The sequence below is a fragment of the Chryseobacterium sp. 7 genome, assembly GCF_003663845.1.
Classification (GTDB): Bacteria; Bacteroidota; Bacteroidia; order Flavobacteriales; family Weeksellaceae; genus Chryseobacterium.
This window is the reverse complement of the sequence record NZ_RCCA01000001.1, coordinates 3,480,349-3,495,417: the sequence shown is the minus strand read 5'-3', so window position 1 is coordinate 3,495,417 and position 15,069 is coordinate 3,480,349. Positions and strand designations below refer to the sequence as shown.

The following is a 15,069-nucleotide window of genomic DNA, read 5'->3' as shown; positions in this document are numbered from 1 at the left end:
AATGGAAATGCATAAAGATTTTTTTATATATCAGGCTCAAACCACAAAATTTGCCGCAGGTTTTGAAGTGGAAAAAGCAGTAGGAAGTTATATTTATGGTACAGACGGAAAGAAATACCTTGACTTTGTAGCAGGAGTTTCAGCCAATACACTGGGACATTCCCATCCTAAAATTGTAAACGCGATCAAAGAGCAGACCGATAAATATCTTCATGTAATGGTTTACGGAGAATATGCACAGGAAAAGCCCATTGCATTATGCAGACTCCTTGCAGAAGCCACTCCGGACCCCCTGGAAGTAACTTATCTTGTTAACAGCGGTGCAGAAGCTATTGACGGAAGTTTGAAACTTGCCAAAAGATATACAGGAAGAGAAGAAATTGTTTCCTTTAAAAATTCTTATCACGGCAATACACATGGAGCTTTAAGTGTTTCGGGAAACGAAACCCACAAAAGAGAATTCCGCCCTTTACTGCCGATGGTTTCTTTCATTGAATTTAATAACGAAAATGACTTCGATAAAATAACAGAAAAAACTGCCTGTGTGATCCTTGAGACCATTCAGGGAGCAGCAGGATTTTTAGTTCCAAATAATGACTATCTGATCAAGCTGAAGAGAAGATGTGAAGAAGTAGGAGCACTTTTGATTTTGGACGAAATACAGCCTGGATTTGGACGAACAGGAAAGTTATTCTCTTTTGAGCACTTTGGAATCGTTCCGGATATCCTTGTGATGGGTAAAGGAATGGGCGGTGGAGTTCCTGTAGGAGCTTTTATGAGCTCCAGAGAAATCATGGAATCCCTTTCACATTCACCAAAACTGGGACACATTACCACTTTTGGAGGAAATCCATTGATTGCTGCAGCAAGTTATGCCACATTAAAAGAAGTGCTGGAAAGCGGCTTAATGAATGAAGTGGAAGAAAAAGAACAGCTCTTCAGAGAACTTTTGGTTCATCCTAAAATTAAAAATATCAACGGTAAAGGTTTAATGCTTGCCGTGAACTTGGGATCACCGGAATATACATTAGAAGTAGCCAAAAAATGTATGGAAAGAGGATTGGTGGTTTTCTGGCAGCTGTACAGAAATGAGTACCTGAGAATCTCCCCACCCCTTACATTATCTAAGGACGAAATAAGAGAAGGATGTCAGATTATTCTTGATGTTCTTAACGAAAATTAAAGATAAAATCTCTCTGAAAAGGAGAGATTTTTTTATGCTTTACATGGCATAATTAAGCCTTAAAACTTAATGTAATAAAGATTTAAATCCTGTGATAAATATCATGCAGATTCTATAAAAAAGTAATTGTTTTTTTGCGTAATAAAAAAATTAATTTATATATTGCGGGACGATAAAACAAAGATTATATGGCGAAACATAAAGTCCATTACGAATTTCCAATGCACTGTTTATCAGAGATTTTGTACGAATATCTGGCGACTGCAGAGGGATTGTCTGAATGGTTTGCGGATGAGGTAACAGAGAAAGGCGATGATTTCTTTTTTAGCTGGGGCGGAGGACCTGCTGAGAAGGCCACTTTGATCAGATATAAGCCTGAGGGTTTCGTACGTTTCAGATGGGAAGAAGATGAAGGAACAAAAAATTTCTTTGAAATGACAATCACAATTGATGATATTACAGAAGATCTTGCTTTAAATATTACAGATTTCTGTGAAGAAGGTGATGAAGAGGAAAATGCAATGTATTGGGAAAATCTTATTGAGAACCTGAGAATAAAATTGGGTGCGGCGTAATACCGGGCTATATTAAATGATAAAACTGATGAACGATTTATCGTTCATTATTTTTTTGTAAATAAATCACATCAAAAATTGGAAAATCAATATTTTACATCAGACGAGTTAAGTGTAAAGAACAGAGCCTTTCTTTGGGGAGACGCAGTGAAGGTTTCTTTCTTTGTAAGAAACGGTGGATTGATCATGGACGAAGAATGCTATTTTTTCCTGATGGCTTCCATGAGAAAGATGAGACTGAATATTCCTTTAACTTACACACTGGAGTTTTTTCAGACTCTTTTTCAAAAAGAAATTATTGAAGGGAAAGGAGTAAAGAACGGAATTATCAATTTCCAGGTATTCAGAAATAATGATGGAGTAACATTGGCAAAATCTTCTGTTTCCTATTTTTACGAAGTTGCAGAAATGGAGGATGTGCTGGCAGTTCATCAAAGACCTTTAGAGCTGGATCTGACGAAAGAAATTAACGTGAATAACAACCTTTTGAGTAATATCAGAGTTCACTGTCCGGAAAATATCTACGGAGCGATCTATGCACAGGAAAATGACCTTGATGACGTAATTCTGCTGAATCCTAATAAGAGAATTGCACGTACTACTGTGGGAAATCTTCTTTTTTTGGAAGGTGATATTATTAAAGTACCAAAACAGACTGAAGGAGCTTACATTTCTCCTTTAATGGAAAATTTTGTTACTTTTTTACATAAAAATAATCTGGCAGATATCCAGGAACACGAGATTATTGCATTCGAATCTCAGAAAGCTGAAGAAATTTTAATGATTTCTGACGAGAAGGGTATATTTTCTGTAGGTAAGATAAGAAATAAGACTTTTGAAAGCTACCGTTTCTCAGAATTGGTGGAAAGCTGGAAGAAAAGTTTTAATCAATAAAAAATTGACAAACCCGGTAAACAACAAAGTTCCAGAAGTCCTTTACCGGGTTTTATTCTGAATAAATCAGAACTTGTATTTTATTTAGTATTCGTTGATGATTTCAACAAATTTCTGTGCAATTTCCTTTTGCCCTTTTTCACTGGTGATATAATTCCTGTTTTCAGAATTATTGATGAATCCAAGCTCTACCAATACAGCAGGAGCCTTAGTTTCTCTTAAAATATGAAGATTGCTCTCCGAAATTTTACGGGCATTGAATTTCTTATAAATTTTTCCAGCCAATTCCTTTGAGACATCAGAGTTCTGAACATATACTTCAAATCCGTTATCATCCCTCTCTTTTTCAGGAGAAGAGTTTACGTGAAGGGAAATCACCATTTCAGGGTTCAGTTTGTTGATTTGATTGGTTCTCTCGGAAAGAGTAGGATAACTGTCAGAATCTCTCGTTAAAATAACTTCATATTTGTCCTGACTTTCATTGATCTTCCGGATTTCCTTAGCAACGCTTAATGCAATATTTTTTTCCAGAATTTCACCATGGGTAGCCCCAAAATCATTTCCGCCATGCCCGGCATCTATGACAATGTATTTTTTGTTGACAGGAGTAAATGATAAAAATGCGGTAGAAAATATTGATAAAGCCAGTAATGTAATACCTTTCATATCAGTGATTTTAGTTTTTCAAAGAACGGAAAAACTTTCTTTAAAATTGGTTAAAAGAATCTTAAAGTTTGTTAATTGTGTAAATGGCGCGAAAAATATACTTTTTAGTTCAATGAAATGTCTTCAGGTGAATTAGCCCACAGAAGAAATTCACCCCCAAGATTCTGCATAATAGACTTCCAGAGCGTCTGATCATTGGGAAGGGTATAATCCAGATTGTAAACATCTACTACAGTCCACATTTTTCTCTGAACTTCAGTATCCAGCTGGCCGGGAGACCATCCGGAATATCCTGAAAATATTTTTATGTGTTCAATATCCAGTTCACTGCTTAAAACAGCATTAATGATACGTTCAATATCTTCAGTAAGGTAATATTCATCAGTAATATCGGTGTATACTTCTGTAACTCTTTTACCTTTTACAATGAAAAATACCTTGTCGTTCTCTACAGGACCGCCATCATAGACCTCAATTTTAAAGTCAAAAAAATCTTTGAACTTGCTGCTCATCTGGCTGTTTTTTTTATTCAGTATCAAACCAAATGCACCACTTTCATTATGTTCAATAACCAGCACTACCGATCGTGAAAAAATATCGCCGGAAATGTCAGGTGTCGAGATTAATATTTTACCTTTGTATGAGTGATTCATACTCAAATTTAATAAAAAATATTTATGGAAAACCTGCACGACAAAAGAAAAGTGTACGATAAATCCCAACTTATTGAAAGTGAGATAAAACAAAATCCAATTGAGCAGTTTAGAGGCTGGTTTTTGGAGGCAAGTGAAAGCCCAATGATCTCGGAAGCCAATGCTATGGCGGTTTCTACAGTAGAGGAAGACGGGTGTCCGAGAACGAGAATGGTACTTTTGAAAGCATATACCCATGAAGGATTTATTTTTTACACCAATTATAACAGCAGAAAAGGAAAAGCAATAGAAAATAATCATAAAGCATGTCTGCATTTTTTCTGGCCTAATCTTGAAAGACAAATTATCATCAAAGCAGATCTGGAAAAAGTAGCGGAAAACCTGAGTGATGGTTATTTTCATTCAAGACCGAAAGGAAGTCAGTTGGGAGCTGTAGTTTCTCCACAAAGCCAGGTGATTCCGAACAAAGAGTTTTTGGAAGAAAAACTGAAAGAGCTGGAGAAAGAATATGAAAATACTGAAGTGCCAAGGCCAACGAATTGGGGGGGTACCTTGCAAGACCTTACGAAATTGAATTCTGGCAGGGAAGACCCAACCGCCTTCACGACAGGATTATTTATCAGTTAGAAGATCTGGACTGGAAGATTTCGAGACTGGCACCTTAATGGAAAATTAGAAGCTAGAAGTTAGAAGTTAGATGTTAGTGATGAGATACTGGCATCCTGAAAATATAAACTTTGTACTATCAATAGGAGCGGGCTTTAGCCTAGTCATGGTCGGAAGATTTTTTCTTCCGACTTTTTGTTTTTAGATATTCAATATTATTATTGTAATTAATTGATTATCAACTATTTAATTTGTTTTATTTTTTCATTTTTTGTATCTTTATTGCTGATAATCAATTGTTTATGTCAGTTTTTAAAGATCACAAAATATCACTTAAAGATGTTTTAGAATTTATTCCCGAAGCACTTTTAAGTCACCTTTCCGCAAGTACAAAAGTGGATTATTATAGTAAAGTTTTGCATGGAAGAAAAATATTCTACCTGCTTTTGTATTGCATATTTGATAATGAAAAATTAAGTCAAAGAACACTCGAAGATACTTTTAATAGCAGTGGATTCAAAGCGTTATTTGGCTTAGGGGAAGAGGAAAAGATTCGAAGGAGTTCAATTTCTGAGAGGCTTTCAAAAATTGATTCCAATTATTTCCTAGAAATCTACGAACAGATGTACGAAAGATTTTCGGAACTTTATTCCAAGACAGAAATCGAAAAATACAACTTAATCAGAGTTGACAGTACCATTGTAGCTGATACATGTAACAAGCTTAAAGAAGGAATTGATCAGAAAAGTGGAAAAAAATTAGTGAAATTCAGTTTTTCATTTGACGGAATTTTGCCATCAGCGGTAGATGTTTTTACGGGGCAAAAATACTCAACAGAAGATAATGCTCTTGCCCAGGCTGTTCTGAACCAGGTGAAAAAAGAAGATCATCATGATAATATTTATATCATAGACAGAGGGATCCAGTCTACAAGGACGATGAAAGATTTTGAAGAAAAGCTTCTGAAATTTATTATCCGTTCCAAAGAAAACAGGAAATATGAAGAGATTGAATCTTTTATTAAAACAGAAACCCCAATAAAATGGGATGATTGGGGAGTTATTAAAGACAGCAAAGTGAAGCTTTACACCGGAAAACCCATCCAAAACAAACGGGGAAATATTCATCATCGTGAAGAAAAAGTAGAAACATATTTTCGGTTGATCGTTATCAAAAATGAAAAAACAGCTAAAGAACTTTGGTTCATAACCAACGAATTTGAACTTTCTGCCAAAGAAATATCGGATTATTACCGTAAAAGGTGGGATATTGAGGTATTCTTCAGATTTATGAAACAAGAGTTGAATTTAAGCCATCTTGTTTCGCTCAATAAAAACGGAATTGAAGTAATGCTCTACATGACAATGATTGCTTCTATGCTGCTCTTGATTTACAAAAAAGTAAACAATTTAGGATATAAAACAGCTAAAAGACGCATCGCTATGGAACTTCGGGATATGATTACCGCAATTTTAATAATATTTGCGGGGGGGGATCCTGCAAAAGTCTTCAAAACTTAAAACATAAAAAATGGTCGGAAATTTCTTCCGACCATGACTAGGCTTTAGCCCGCTTATTTTATTATATATAGTGATAGAGGCTTTAGCCAAAACTTAATAATTCTTAGCCCGCTAAAACGTCTTAATGGTTTAATTTTCTATCATTATTGGCAATAAAAAAAGCTGTTTCTAAGAAACAGCTCTTGAATTTTTGTAATCTGAATGATTATTTTTTCTTAGCACCTGAAACTGCATTTGATAAATCAGCTCCAGCTTTGAATTTAGCAACTTTTTTAGCAGCAATTTTGATTGGTTTTTTAGTTGCAGGGTTAATACCTTGTCTAGCTGCTCTCTCAGCTACTGAGAAAGTACCGAAACCTACTAAAGAAACTTTTCCGTCTTTTTTCTTTAAAGTAGTTGTAACATTACCAATGAAAGATTCTAAAGCAGCTTTTGCTGCAACTTTAGTGATACCTGCATCTTTTGCGATTGCGTCGATTAATTCAGACTTGTTCATAATTTTTAATATTAAAGTTAGTTCGTAATTATAGCAAATATAATACTATTTTCTAATTGTGCAATTTTTTTATTAAAAGTTGTAAAATTTTTTTGCTTTTCGATGAAATCAGTTAAAATATGATAATTCCACTTTTCACAGAAAATCTACGTTACAGGTTACTAAAATCATGCCAAATGCTTATGTGTATTGACTTTAGCAAAAAGTTAATATTATTTTTCGTATTTATTAAATCCTAAATTCCGTATAAACAATTAATTTTTTTAAGCATATGATTATTAAATCTATAAGTAATTTTCAGAATCCTTGTGTTTTGTAAAATTAAACCCCTGTGTTTGTGGGAGTTTTAAAATCGTACGAAAGGCCTGTTTTATTAATTTTTATTAATAAATTTGCATCATGTTAATAGAAGTTTTCAAGTCTAAGATTCATAGGGTGAGAGTAACTGCCTCTGACCTTAATTATATAGGGAGTATAACAATAGATGAAGATCTTATAGAAGCTGCCGGTCTGGTAGTGGGAGAAAGGGTCTACATTGTGAATGTGAACAACGGAGAACGTTTTGATACCTACGTGATCAAAGGAAAAAGAAAATCCGGAGAAGTATGCCTTAATGGACCTGCAGCAAGAAAAGTGCAAAAAGATGACATTATCATCATTATTGCTTATGCTCAGATGACCCCGGAAGAGGCAAAAGATTTCCAGCCGAAAATCGTTTTCCCGGACGAAAAAACAAACCTTCTTACGTAGTACATGGAGAAAACATCAAAAAGTCCGTTAAAATCAATACTTACAATAGTAATATCGCTTGCTTTTGCAGGCTTTTTTTTATGGCTCGCCTTAAGGGGATTGGATTTTAAAGTGATTCAGAAGTCTCTGTCAAAGGCTAATTATCTTTGGGTACTTTTTGCCTCAGTATTTGGTCTTCTTGCATACTGGTTCAGGGCGATCCGATGGAATCTGATGCTGGAACCCATGGGACACAGAATTTCAAATTCCAATGCGCTGTGGTCCATATCATTTGGATATCTCATGAATCTTACCATTCCAAGAAGTGGAGAAGTGGCAAGAGCTACCGCTTTATATGGAGTAGAAAAAGTTCCTGTAGATAAATCTATCGGGACTATTATTTTGGAAAGAGTAGTAGACCTTATATGTATGATGGGATTTTTACTTCTAACAGGAATTTTTAAATTTAATGCAATTCTTGCTTTCTATCATTTCGTAATGGATAAGAAGGATGAAAAAGAAGAGTTTGTTCCTAATTTTTTTGAGAGGCAAATGATGAAATTGGGAATAAGTGATTTTGATTCTTTTTATTTATGTGTTAAAATTGGTCTTGTGATATTGGTTTTAACTGGGTTAGGCCTTCTTTATAAATATAAAAAAGAAAAACTCATCAATTTTGGGAAAGGAATTCTTCAGGGGCTAACTTCAGTTTTTAAACTAAAAGAAAAAGGAAAATTCATTCTTTATACATTGGGAATCTGGATTTGCTACTATTTTGCCGCATATCTGGTGTGCTTTGCACTTCCTGAAACATCAAATTTTACTTTTGCAGACGGTTTTTTCATTATTGTAGTGGGAACATTGGGAATGATTATTCCGGCCAGTGGAGGTATCGGAGCGTATAATCTTGCGATGAAGTATGGTTTTATGGCTCTTTTTATTTCAATAGGGAAAAGTGCTGATTTTGGAGGTGAAATGGGACTTACCTATTCTTTTATTTCTTTACCGCTGCAAATTGTGATTATGCTGGTGATGGGACTTATTTCCATTCCTATGCTGGCAAGAGCTAGAAATATTGCTGCATCTGATAAAGAATTCGAAAATTAATTCAATACATTTTATAGTATACAAGGTTCAATTTTTTATTTGGACCTTTTTTTATGACCATTTTGTGACTTAAAGAGTTTAAAATTAAGCTGTATAGAACATTTTTTCATCAATAAATTTGGTCAGTTCGTAAATCACTTCTATCTTAATGCAAAAAATAATCATAATATAAAACACTATGGCAATTAATCTACAGAAAGGGCAAAAAATCGAGATAGGATTGACGAAAATGACGATTGGGTTAGGCTGGGATCCGAATGAAGGAACCGGCTACGATTTTGACCTGGATGCTTCTGCAATCATGATTGATTCTGACAGAAAATTAGTAAGCGAAGAATACTTTGTTTTTTACAATAACCTGAGTTCTCCAGACGGAGCACTTACCCATACCGGGGATGATCCCAGCGGTAAAAATAGTGATGGTGATGATGATGAAGCTATTATTATAGATCTTGATAAAGTAGATTCTAGAGTGGAAGAGATTCTTTTTGTGGTAACTATTGAAGATTTTGAAAGAAGAAGACAAAATTTCGGACAGGTGAGAAACTCTTATATCAGAGTGGTAGACAACCAATCCAACCAGGAAATTGCAAAATATGAACTGGATGAAGATTTCTCCATTGAAACAGGAGTAGAGTTTGGAAGGCTGTACAAAAGAAACGGAAGCTGGAAGTTTGAAGCTTCGGGAATAGGATACAGAGCAGATCTTGGTTTCTTCCTTGAGAAATATTACAAAGGGCAAATCATCAAATAAAAAATCAAATACACAAAAACGATAACTATGGCAATTAATTTACAGAAAGGACAAACGATAGATTTAAGAAAGAACGACCGCGGAGAAAGCGTATATGATCTTTCAAAAGTAACCATCGGATTAGGATGGGACGTAAGAAAACAAGGCAGTGGATTCTTTGGAAAGCTGTTCAGTAAAGAAGCTGAATACGATCTTGACGCAGTAGCATTTCTTTTAGACGGCAACGGAAAAGTAGCCAATTTGGGAAGAACAGTGCAGACTAATGACGGAAGGCAGATGGGACTTTACCAGGGAGATGTGGTTTTCTTCAATTCTATGCAGCACCCAAGCGGAAATGTATGGCTTACGGGAGATAACAGAACCGGAGCAGGTGATGGAGATGATGAGCAAATTATTGTGAAACTGGATCAGCTGGACCAGAGCTACCAGAAAATAGTGTTTATTGTTACCATTTATCAGGGAAGAACCAATAACCAGCACTTCGGAATGATCGAAAATGCATTTATCCGTGCGGTAGATGCTTCAGGAAAAGAAATTACAAAATATAGCCTTTCCGGCGACTCAAGTATGAATGGTAAATGTGCAATGGTTTTTGCAGAAGCATACCGTCACAATGGAGACTGGAAATTCCGTGCTGTGGGAGAGCCGCACAATACAGATAACTTTATCGACATTCTGAGACAGCAGTACGCTTATTCTAACTAGATTTTTAAATTTTTTCACCTCACATAAAAGCCGGCTTGGAAGTCTCCGACTCCCTCCGCCGGCTTCAGAATTAATATTTGTCTACAATGAGCAGGAGATTATTAGCTTATTTTTTATTAGATACTTCGGGGTCTATGAACGGAGAACCTATTCAGGCTTTGAATAACGGATTCAATGGCCTTATCAGTATGCTTCGGGCAGATCCGCAGGCGATGGACAGTCTGCATTTAAGTGTCATTACCTTCGATAGGGAGGTTAAGAATATTATACCCTTAACAGATCTGGCCAGTTTTTATCCTATGGAGATTACCTGTCCGGATAGTGGACCAACTCACACGGGAGCTGCTTTGGAAATGGTTTCAGAACTGGTTCAAAAGGAAATTGTAAAAGAGTCGGCCGATGCAAAAGGTGACTGGCAGCCGTTACTTTTTATTTTTACGGATGGGAAACCTTCGGATATTCAGAAATACAGACAAATGATCCCAGTAATCAGAGGGCTGGAATTTGGTGCCATCGTAGGATGTGCAGCCGGTCCTAAAGCCGATGAAAAGTTTCTGAAAGAACTGACGGATCATGTTGTAAAACTTGATACTACAGATGCAATTACCCTTTCTTCCTTCTTCAAATGGGTAAGTTCTTCCATTACGCAGGGAGGGCAATCTCAGAATACAGGAGAAAATATCACCTTACCTCCGCCACCATCGGAGCTAAATATTATTATTTAAAAAATTGTCTTTACACAATGAGAAGACTGCCTATTTATTTTTAGTAGACATCTCCGAATCTATGGTAGGAGAACCTATTGAGCAGGTACAGGAAGGTATCGCCAATATCATCAGGGAATTAAAAAAAGATCCGTATTCACTGGAAACGGTTTATATTTCTGTAATCGGTTTTGCGGGAGAAGCAGAAGTAATTACTCCCATGCAGGATATTATCAGTTTTTATCCGCCTAAAATCCCTATTGGAAGCGGAACATCACTTTCGCAGGGCTTAATCAAAGTAATGGATTGTATCGACAGGGATATTGTAAAAACAACGTATGAAAGAAAAGGTGACTGGAAACCTATTGTCTTCCTTTTTACAGACGGAGTTCCCACGGATGATGCCACCAAAGCCATTGAAAGATGGAATACCAAATACAACGGAAAATCTAACACAATTGCTGTTTCTATTGGAGAAAATACCAATTATAAACTTCTAGGTTCTCTGGCAGATCATGTTTTGTTATTTAATAATTCCGATGAGAATTCTTACAAAGAGTTTTTCAAATGGGTAACAGATTCTATTAAAACAACCAGCCAGAGCGTCACAGAAGCTAAAAAAGAAGGAATTAATTTATCCAAAATTGATTCTCACATTCTGGAAAAAGTAGATCCGGAAATGGAACAGAGATTCCCGGATAATAATTTTGTGGTATTGAACGGGAAATGCCAGGAAACGGAAAAACTTTATCTGATGAAATTCAAAAAAGCCTTTGCAGAATCTAGTATTCCGGGAATGGCAACAAGATATTACAGATTGGATGGAGCATATAAAATTGATGAAAAGGCTTACTACAGACTTTCCTCCAATCAGAAAACGCATCTTAAAATTAATATTGAAGAACTGGATGGCGGAACATCATGTCCTCACTGTGCTAATCCAATTGCCTTAGCTACCTGCTCATGTGGTGGAATTCATTGCCTGAGAGGTGAAGGATACAGCAAATGTCCGTGGTGTGGAACTTCAGATTATTATGGATTTTCCGGTGGAGGATTTGATATTAACAGAACGCTGGGCTAATGATGGGCAAATTTTTCAAAAAATCAGCTAAAGAATCCAAACCTAAGACTATGGAACAGGCTGTTATTTATAAAGAAAAAGAAGAATTCAAAGACGTTCATTGGGTATTGAAAAATGCCAGTGCAAAGCAGTTCTATGAATTCAGCCTCGAGATGGAAGAGTTTCCCAACATCAAGATTCAGAATATTGGAAACCTGGAAGAAACGGGACTTAGTTTTGAAAACAATACAATTTCAGGAACTCCCATGACGAATAATATGTATCATCTGGATATTCAGTTTTATCATATTTATGATCAGAATCATCTTGAGACCAAGAAAATTCAACTGTTCGTCAACGCAGATCCAAAAGACTTGTGGAAAAATATTCCAAGTGATAAAAATGCTGCTTTTTATAAATCGGAAGAAGACTCATTCAAAGGTTCTTTTTCAGATAAAAAGATAGTTGTAGCCTCCAAAAGAGGCCGTTCCCATGCTCATGAAGGCAAATTTCGTGAAGATGATTTTGCAGTAAATACCCTTCCTGAAGACTGGAATATTGTTTCTGTTTCTGATGGAGCCGGTTCGGCAATAGCAGCAAGAGAAGGTTCAAGATTGACAACAAGAACAATCAATCAGTTTTTTAACTCACAAGAGATTTTAAAACAGATTGAAAATAATATCAATACTCTATACAAAGATCAGTCTTCCAATAAAGAAAAAGTGGAAGCCAGACAGAATATCATTACGATCTTATCGGAAGGAGTTGTAAATGTTTATCATACATTACAAAAAACTGCGGTAGAAAATGCCCTTTCTGTAAATGATCTGCATGCGACACTTATTTTTGTGTTGCTTAAAAAGTTCAGTTTCGGATATGTCATTCTGAGCTTCGGAGTAGGAGACTGCCCGATTAATCTCATCAACACAGAGTTTTCTAAGGTCAGACTTTTAAACCGGATGGATGTGGGAGAATTTGGCGGTGGCACCCGTTTTATCACCATGAAAGAAATTTTTAATGATAAAATGGCTTCCCGCTTCCAAATAACCTATGTAGAAGATTTTTCCTACCTCGTGCTGATGACAGACGGTATTTATGATCCTAAATTTACTACAGAAAATAGACTGGAAGATACAGAAAGCTGGAAACTGTTTTTTGAAGACCTTGCCGGAAATAACGATGACCGGGCGAAAGTGGATTTCATCAACGATGAAAAAATTAATGAAGAACTTTTAATCTGGAGCGATTTCTGGAGCAGAGGAAATCACGATGACCGTACATTGGCCATAATCTATTAATACCATGAAAAAGACCATTAAGGTTGTCTCTGTTCTGGACACAGCCAAATCCTATGAATATGTAGATGAGAACCCTATCCGTGGCGGGATGAAAGATGTTTATTTTTCGCCAGATAAAGATTATGTAGTCGCTTTCTACCGAAATCCGCTGGATGAAGGTCAAAAAGAAAGAATCATGAGAATTGTTTCCACCTATCTTCAGAATATAAAAAGTGGGAATTCTTCGGAATACTTTCTGAACGAAATATTCAGATGGCCTTACGATATTGTTGAGAGAAATAAACTCACAGGAATTGTAGTTCCCGTTTATCATCATAAATTCTATTTTGCCAAAGGATATATCGGTTCAGATAATATTCAGGGACAGGATAAAGTGGGGAAATGGTTTACCGCTCCTATGTTCCGAAATCAACAATATCCGTTGAGACTCGATCAGTCAGAGCTGGGAGATTGGCTGAGCTATTTTCAAATTGCAGTCAATATCAGCAGAGGAGTAAAAAAACTGCATCAGATGGGGCTGGCACATTCCGATTTATCCTATAATAATATTCTGGTAGATCCGGTAACAAAATCTGCCTGTATTATTGATATTGACGGTCTTGTAGTTCCCAAACTCTTTCCGCCGGAAGTGATAGGAACTGCAGATTTTATTGCCCCCGAAGTGTTGAAAACAAAACATTTGAATCTTCAGGATCCGAACAGACATTTACCCAATCAGAAAACAGATCTGCATGCCCTCGCTGTCCTGATTTATATGTATCTGCTGAGAAGACATCCTCTTCGTGGAGGAAAAATCTGGGATCTGGATTCTGAACGGGACGAAATTTTATCCATGGGAGAAAAAGCGATGTTTGTAGAACACCCGGAAAATCTTTCCAATCATGTGAAATCAGATCATCTCAGAAAATGGGATGCATTCTGGGGAGATCCTCAAAAGATTCCGTATACCATTACAGGCCCATATATTTCAGAATTGTTCAGAAAAGCATTCATTGATGGGCTGCATGATCCTATCAGACGTCCTACGGCCAATGAATGGGAAACCGCTTTATTGAAAACCGTAGACCTGATCCAGCCTTGCTCTAATTCAAGCTGTACAGAAAAATGGTATGTCTTTGATAATACCGGCAATCCAAAATGTCCGTTCTGCGGAACACCTCATCAGGGAACACTTCCGGTATTAGATCTGTATTTCAGATTTGATGATGAAGTATGGAAGCCGGAAAATCACAGATTAATGGTTTATCATAATCAGTATCTGTTCAAATGGCATGTTTCCCGAAAAATAATACGCAACGAAAACCTGACCATGCAGGATAAAATGCCTGTGGGATATTTTACATTCCATCAGGGGAAATGGGTATTGGTAAATCAGGGCTTAGCCGGAATGAAAGATGTTACAGAACAGAAAGAAATTCTGCCAGGTTCTATGGTTGAACTTACTGATGGTAAAAAAATACTTTTATCCTCAGAAGAAGGCGGAAGATTGATCTACGTAACCATGGCAAATCAGTAACCCGTCATTGCGAACGCAGTGAAGCAATCTCAGATTCTCAGATCTTACTGATAATTGTGACTATTTGTGCCCATTTATTTGTGAGATTTGTGTTTAAATCAAAGAGAGTCTTCCAACGGCTTTAGCCAAAACTTAAAAAACATTTATTGTCTTTCCGTTTCCATAAAATAAGAATACTGATCCTCATCCACAATTCTGAACCCAAGACTTTGATAAAGATGCCGTGCTTTATTGGTTTTTAAAACACTTAATGAAACTGTTTTTCCAGCTAATGAAGCTTCCTCCAGAATATCCGTCAAAATCTTTTTTCCAATACCATTACCTTGCTGGCTGGGATCTATCTGAAGCTGCAGAACTTCAATATTCGTAAACGTTCTGTTTACTTTTAACAGTCCGATGGGCTGATTGTTTAAAAAAATAATATGGGCTTTTTCAAACTGAAATAAAACCCTTTGCAGAGTCGTTTCTCTGTCTGTAGAAAGCCCTGAAGATTCATAATGAGGATTCATCGTTTTCATTCTGAGATCGAGAAGAAAATCAATATCTGTTTCGTCAGCTTGTTTGTAATGCAGGTCAGGATTCATATTCAAAAATAAAAATTAG

The 15,069-nt window shown here is 36.3% G+C and carries 16 protein-coding genes and 1 pseudogene; 13 read left to right on the top strand and 4 right to left on the bottom strand.

What is annotated here, in order from left to right; all coding sequences use genetic code 11:
• Positions 1-7 precede the first annotated feature (7 nt).
• The 3 genes from CLU97_RS16020 (at position 8) to CLU97_RS16010 (ending at position 2,652) form a co-directional block, all read left to right on the top strand.
• Positions 8-1,183 carry an aspartate aminotransferase family protein gene (locus tag CLU97_RS16020; RefSeq protein WP_121489768.1) on the top strand — a complete coding sequence of 392 codons (1,176 nt, stop codon included), beginning with the start codon at positions 8-10 and terminating at the stop codon, positions 1,181-1,183.
• Positions 1,184-1,371: 188 nt separating this feature from the next.
• Entirely contained in the window at positions 1,372-1,758 is a 387-nt protein-coding gene (locus tag CLU97_RS16015) for an START-like domain-containing protein (protein ID WP_034696870.1), read from the top strand.
• Between the two features lie 78 nt (positions 1,759-1,836).
• Complete coding sequence (locus CLU97_RS16010; RefSeq protein ID WP_121488817.1) at positions 1,837-2,652, top strand: aminotransferase class IV; 816 nt, start codon at positions 1,837-1,839, stop codon at positions 2,650-2,652.
• An 84-nt stretch (positions 2,653-2,736) separates the two neighbouring features.
• Here CLU97_RS16010 and CLU97_RS16005 read toward each other — a convergent pair whose 3' ends face one another.
• Entirely contained in the window at positions 2,737-3,318 is a 582-nt protein-coding gene (locus tag CLU97_RS16005; protein WP_121488816.1) for an N-acetylmuramoyl-L-alanine amidase, read from the bottom strand.
• Between the two features lie 104 nt (positions 3,319-3,422).
• The gene (locus CLU97_RS16000; RefSeq protein ID WP_121488815.1) at positions 3,423-3,971 is read right to left on the bottom strand and encodes a YqgE/AlgH family protein; all 549 of its coding nucleotides are present in this window, start codon (positions 3,969-3,971) and stop codon (positions 3,423-3,425) included.
• Positions 3,972-3,995: 24 nt separating this feature from the next.
• On the opposite strand from CLU97_RS16000, the pseudogene pdxH reads away from it, so the two are divergent.
• Positions 3,996-4,636, top strand: a pseudogene (gene pdxH, locus CLU97_RS15995) (pyridoxamine 5'-phosphate oxidase).
• A 243-nt stretch (positions 4,637-4,879) separates the two neighbouring features.
• Complete coding sequence (locus CLU97_RS15990) at positions 4,880-6,097, top strand: IS4 family transposase (protein WP_121486166.1); 1,218 nt, start codon at positions 4,880-4,882, stop codon at positions 6,095-6,097.
• 205 nt (positions 6,098-6,302) lie between these two features.
• Here CLU97_RS15990 and CLU97_RS15985 read toward each other — a convergent pair whose 3' ends face one another.
• Positions 6,303-6,593, bottom strand: a complete 291-nt coding sequence (locus CLU97_RS15985) for an HU family DNA-binding protein (RefSeq protein ID WP_002976900.1) — start codon at positions 6,591-6,593, stop codon at positions 6,303-6,305.
• 399 nt (positions 6,594-6,992) lie between these two features.
• Here CLU97_RS15985 and panD point away from each other — a divergent pair, with 399 nt between their 5' ends.
• The 8 genes from panD to CLU97_RS15945 all read left to right on the top strand — a co-directional run bounded on the left by panD (position 6,993) and on the right by CLU97_RS15945 (position 14,466).
• Complete coding sequence (gene panD / locus CLU97_RS15980) at positions 6,993-7,343, top strand: aspartate 1-decarboxylase (protein ID WP_002976902.1); 351 nt, start codon at positions 6,993-6,995, stop codon at positions 7,341-7,343.
• A gap of 3 nt (positions 7,344-7,346) precedes the next feature.
• On the top strand, positions 7,347-8,429 hold the full coding sequence (locus tag CLU97_RS15975) for a lysylphosphatidylglycerol synthase transmembrane domain-containing protein (protein WP_121488814.1): 1,083 nt from the start codon (positions 7,347-7,349) through the stop codon (positions 8,427-8,429).
• A 178-nt stretch (positions 8,430-8,607) separates the two neighbouring features.
• Positions 8,608-9,183, top strand: a complete 576-nt coding sequence (locus CLU97_RS15970; RefSeq protein ID WP_121488813.1) for a TerD family protein — start codon at positions 8,608-8,610, stop codon at positions 9,181-9,183.
• A 27-nt stretch (positions 9,184-9,210) separates the two neighbouring features.
• Complete coding sequence (locus tag CLU97_RS15965) at positions 9,211-9,888, top strand: TerD family protein (protein WP_105701141.1); 678 nt, start codon at positions 9,211-9,213, stop codon at positions 9,886-9,888.
• A gap of 86 nt (positions 9,889-9,974) precedes the next feature.
• Positions 9,975-10,613, top strand: coding sequence for a vWA domain-containing protein (locus tag CLU97_RS15960; RefSeq protein ID WP_121488812.1), 639 nt, complete (start codon positions 9,975-9,977; stop codon positions 10,611-10,613).
• Between the two features lie 4 nt (positions 10,614-10,617).
• On the top strand, positions 10,618-11,673 hold the full coding sequence (locus CLU97_RS15955; protein ID WP_228437743.1) for a TerY-C metal binding domain-containing protein: 1,056 nt from the start codon (positions 10,618-10,620) through the stop codon (positions 11,671-11,673).
• Complete coding sequence (locus CLU97_RS15950; RefSeq protein ID WP_121488810.1) at positions 11,673-12,950, top strand: PP2C family serine/threonine-protein phosphatase; 1,278 nt, start codon at positions 11,673-11,675, stop codon at positions 12,948-12,950. Before CLU97_RS15955 ends, CLU97_RS15950 begins: the two co-directional genes overlap by 1 nt.
• Positions 12,951-12,954: 4 nt before the next feature.
• Positions 12,955-14,466, top strand: a complete 1,512-nt coding sequence (locus CLU97_RS15945; protein ID WP_121488809.1) for a helix-hairpin-helix domain-containing protein — start codon at positions 12,955-12,957, stop codon at positions 14,464-14,466.
• A gap of 143 nt (positions 14,467-14,609) precedes the next feature.
• Here the strand turns inward: CLU97_RS15945 and CLU97_RS15940 are convergent, their stop codons facing one another.
• Positions 14,610-15,050 carry a GNAT family N-acetyltransferase gene (locus CLU97_RS15940; protein WP_121488808.1) on the bottom strand — a complete coding sequence of 147 codons (441 nt, stop codon included), beginning with the start codon at positions 15,048-15,050 and terminating at the stop codon, positions 14,610-14,612.
• Between the last annotated feature and the right edge of the window lie 19 nt (positions 15,051-15,069).

What these genes read in the sequence shown, in the direction of transcription:
- CLU97_RS15960 (WP_121488812.1), top strand. Translation starts at nt 9,975, where the DNA reads ATGAGCAGGAGATTATTAGCTTATTTTTTATTAGATACTTCGGGGTCT.
- CLU97_RS15990 (WP_121486166.1), top strand. Translation starts at nt 4,880, where the DNA reads ATGTCAGTTTTTAAAGATCACAAAATATCACTTAAAGATGTTTTAGAA.
- CLU97_RS15940 (WP_121488808.1), bottom strand. Translation starts at nt 15,050, where the DNA reads ATGAATCCTGACCTGCATTACAAACAAGCTGACGAAACAGATATTGAT.
- panD (WP_002976902.1), top strand. Translation starts at nt 6,993, where the DNA reads ATGTTAATAGAAGTTTTCAAGTCTAAGATTCATAGGGTGAGAGTAACT.
- CLU97_RS16000 (WP_121488815.1), bottom strand. Translation starts at nt 3,971, where the DNA reads ATGAATCACTCATACAAAGGTAAAATATTAATCTCGACACCTGACATT.
- CLU97_RS15985 (WP_002976900.1), bottom strand. Translation starts at nt 6,593, where the DNA reads ATGAACAAGTCTGAATTAATCGACGCAATCGCAAAAGATGCAGGTATC.
- CLU97_RS15945 (WP_121488809.1), top strand. Translation starts at nt 12,955, where the DNA reads ATGAAAAAGACCATTAAGGTTGTCTCTGTTCTGGACACAGCCAAATCC.
- CLU97_RS15975 (WP_121488814.1), top strand. Translation starts at nt 7,347, where the DNA reads ATGGAGAAAACATCAAAAAGTCCGTTAAAATCAATACTTACAATAGTA.
- CLU97_RS16015 (WP_034696870.1), top strand. Translation starts at nt 1,372, where the DNA reads ATGGCGAAACATAAAGTCCATTACGAATTTCCAATGCACTGTTTATCA.
- CLU97_RS15965 (WP_105701141.1), top strand. Translation starts at nt 9,211, where the DNA reads ATGGCAATTAATTTACAGAAAGGACAAACGATAGATTTAAGAAAGAAC.
- CLU97_RS16005 (WP_121488816.1), bottom strand. Translation starts at nt 3,318, where the DNA reads ATGAAAGGTATTACATTACTGGCTTTATCAATATTTTCTACCGCATTT.
- CLU97_RS15970 (WP_121488813.1), top strand. Translation starts at nt 8,608, where the DNA reads ATGGCAATTAATCTACAGAAAGGGCAAAAAATCGAGATAGGATTGACG.
- CLU97_RS15950 (WP_121488810.1), top strand. Translation starts at nt 11,673, where the DNA reads ATGATGGGCAAATTTTTCAAAAAATCAGCTAAAGAATCCAAACCTAAG.
- CLU97_RS16020 (WP_121489768.1), top strand. Translation starts at nt 8, where the DNA reads ATGCATAAAGATTTTTTTATATATCAGGCTCAAACCACAAAATTTGCC.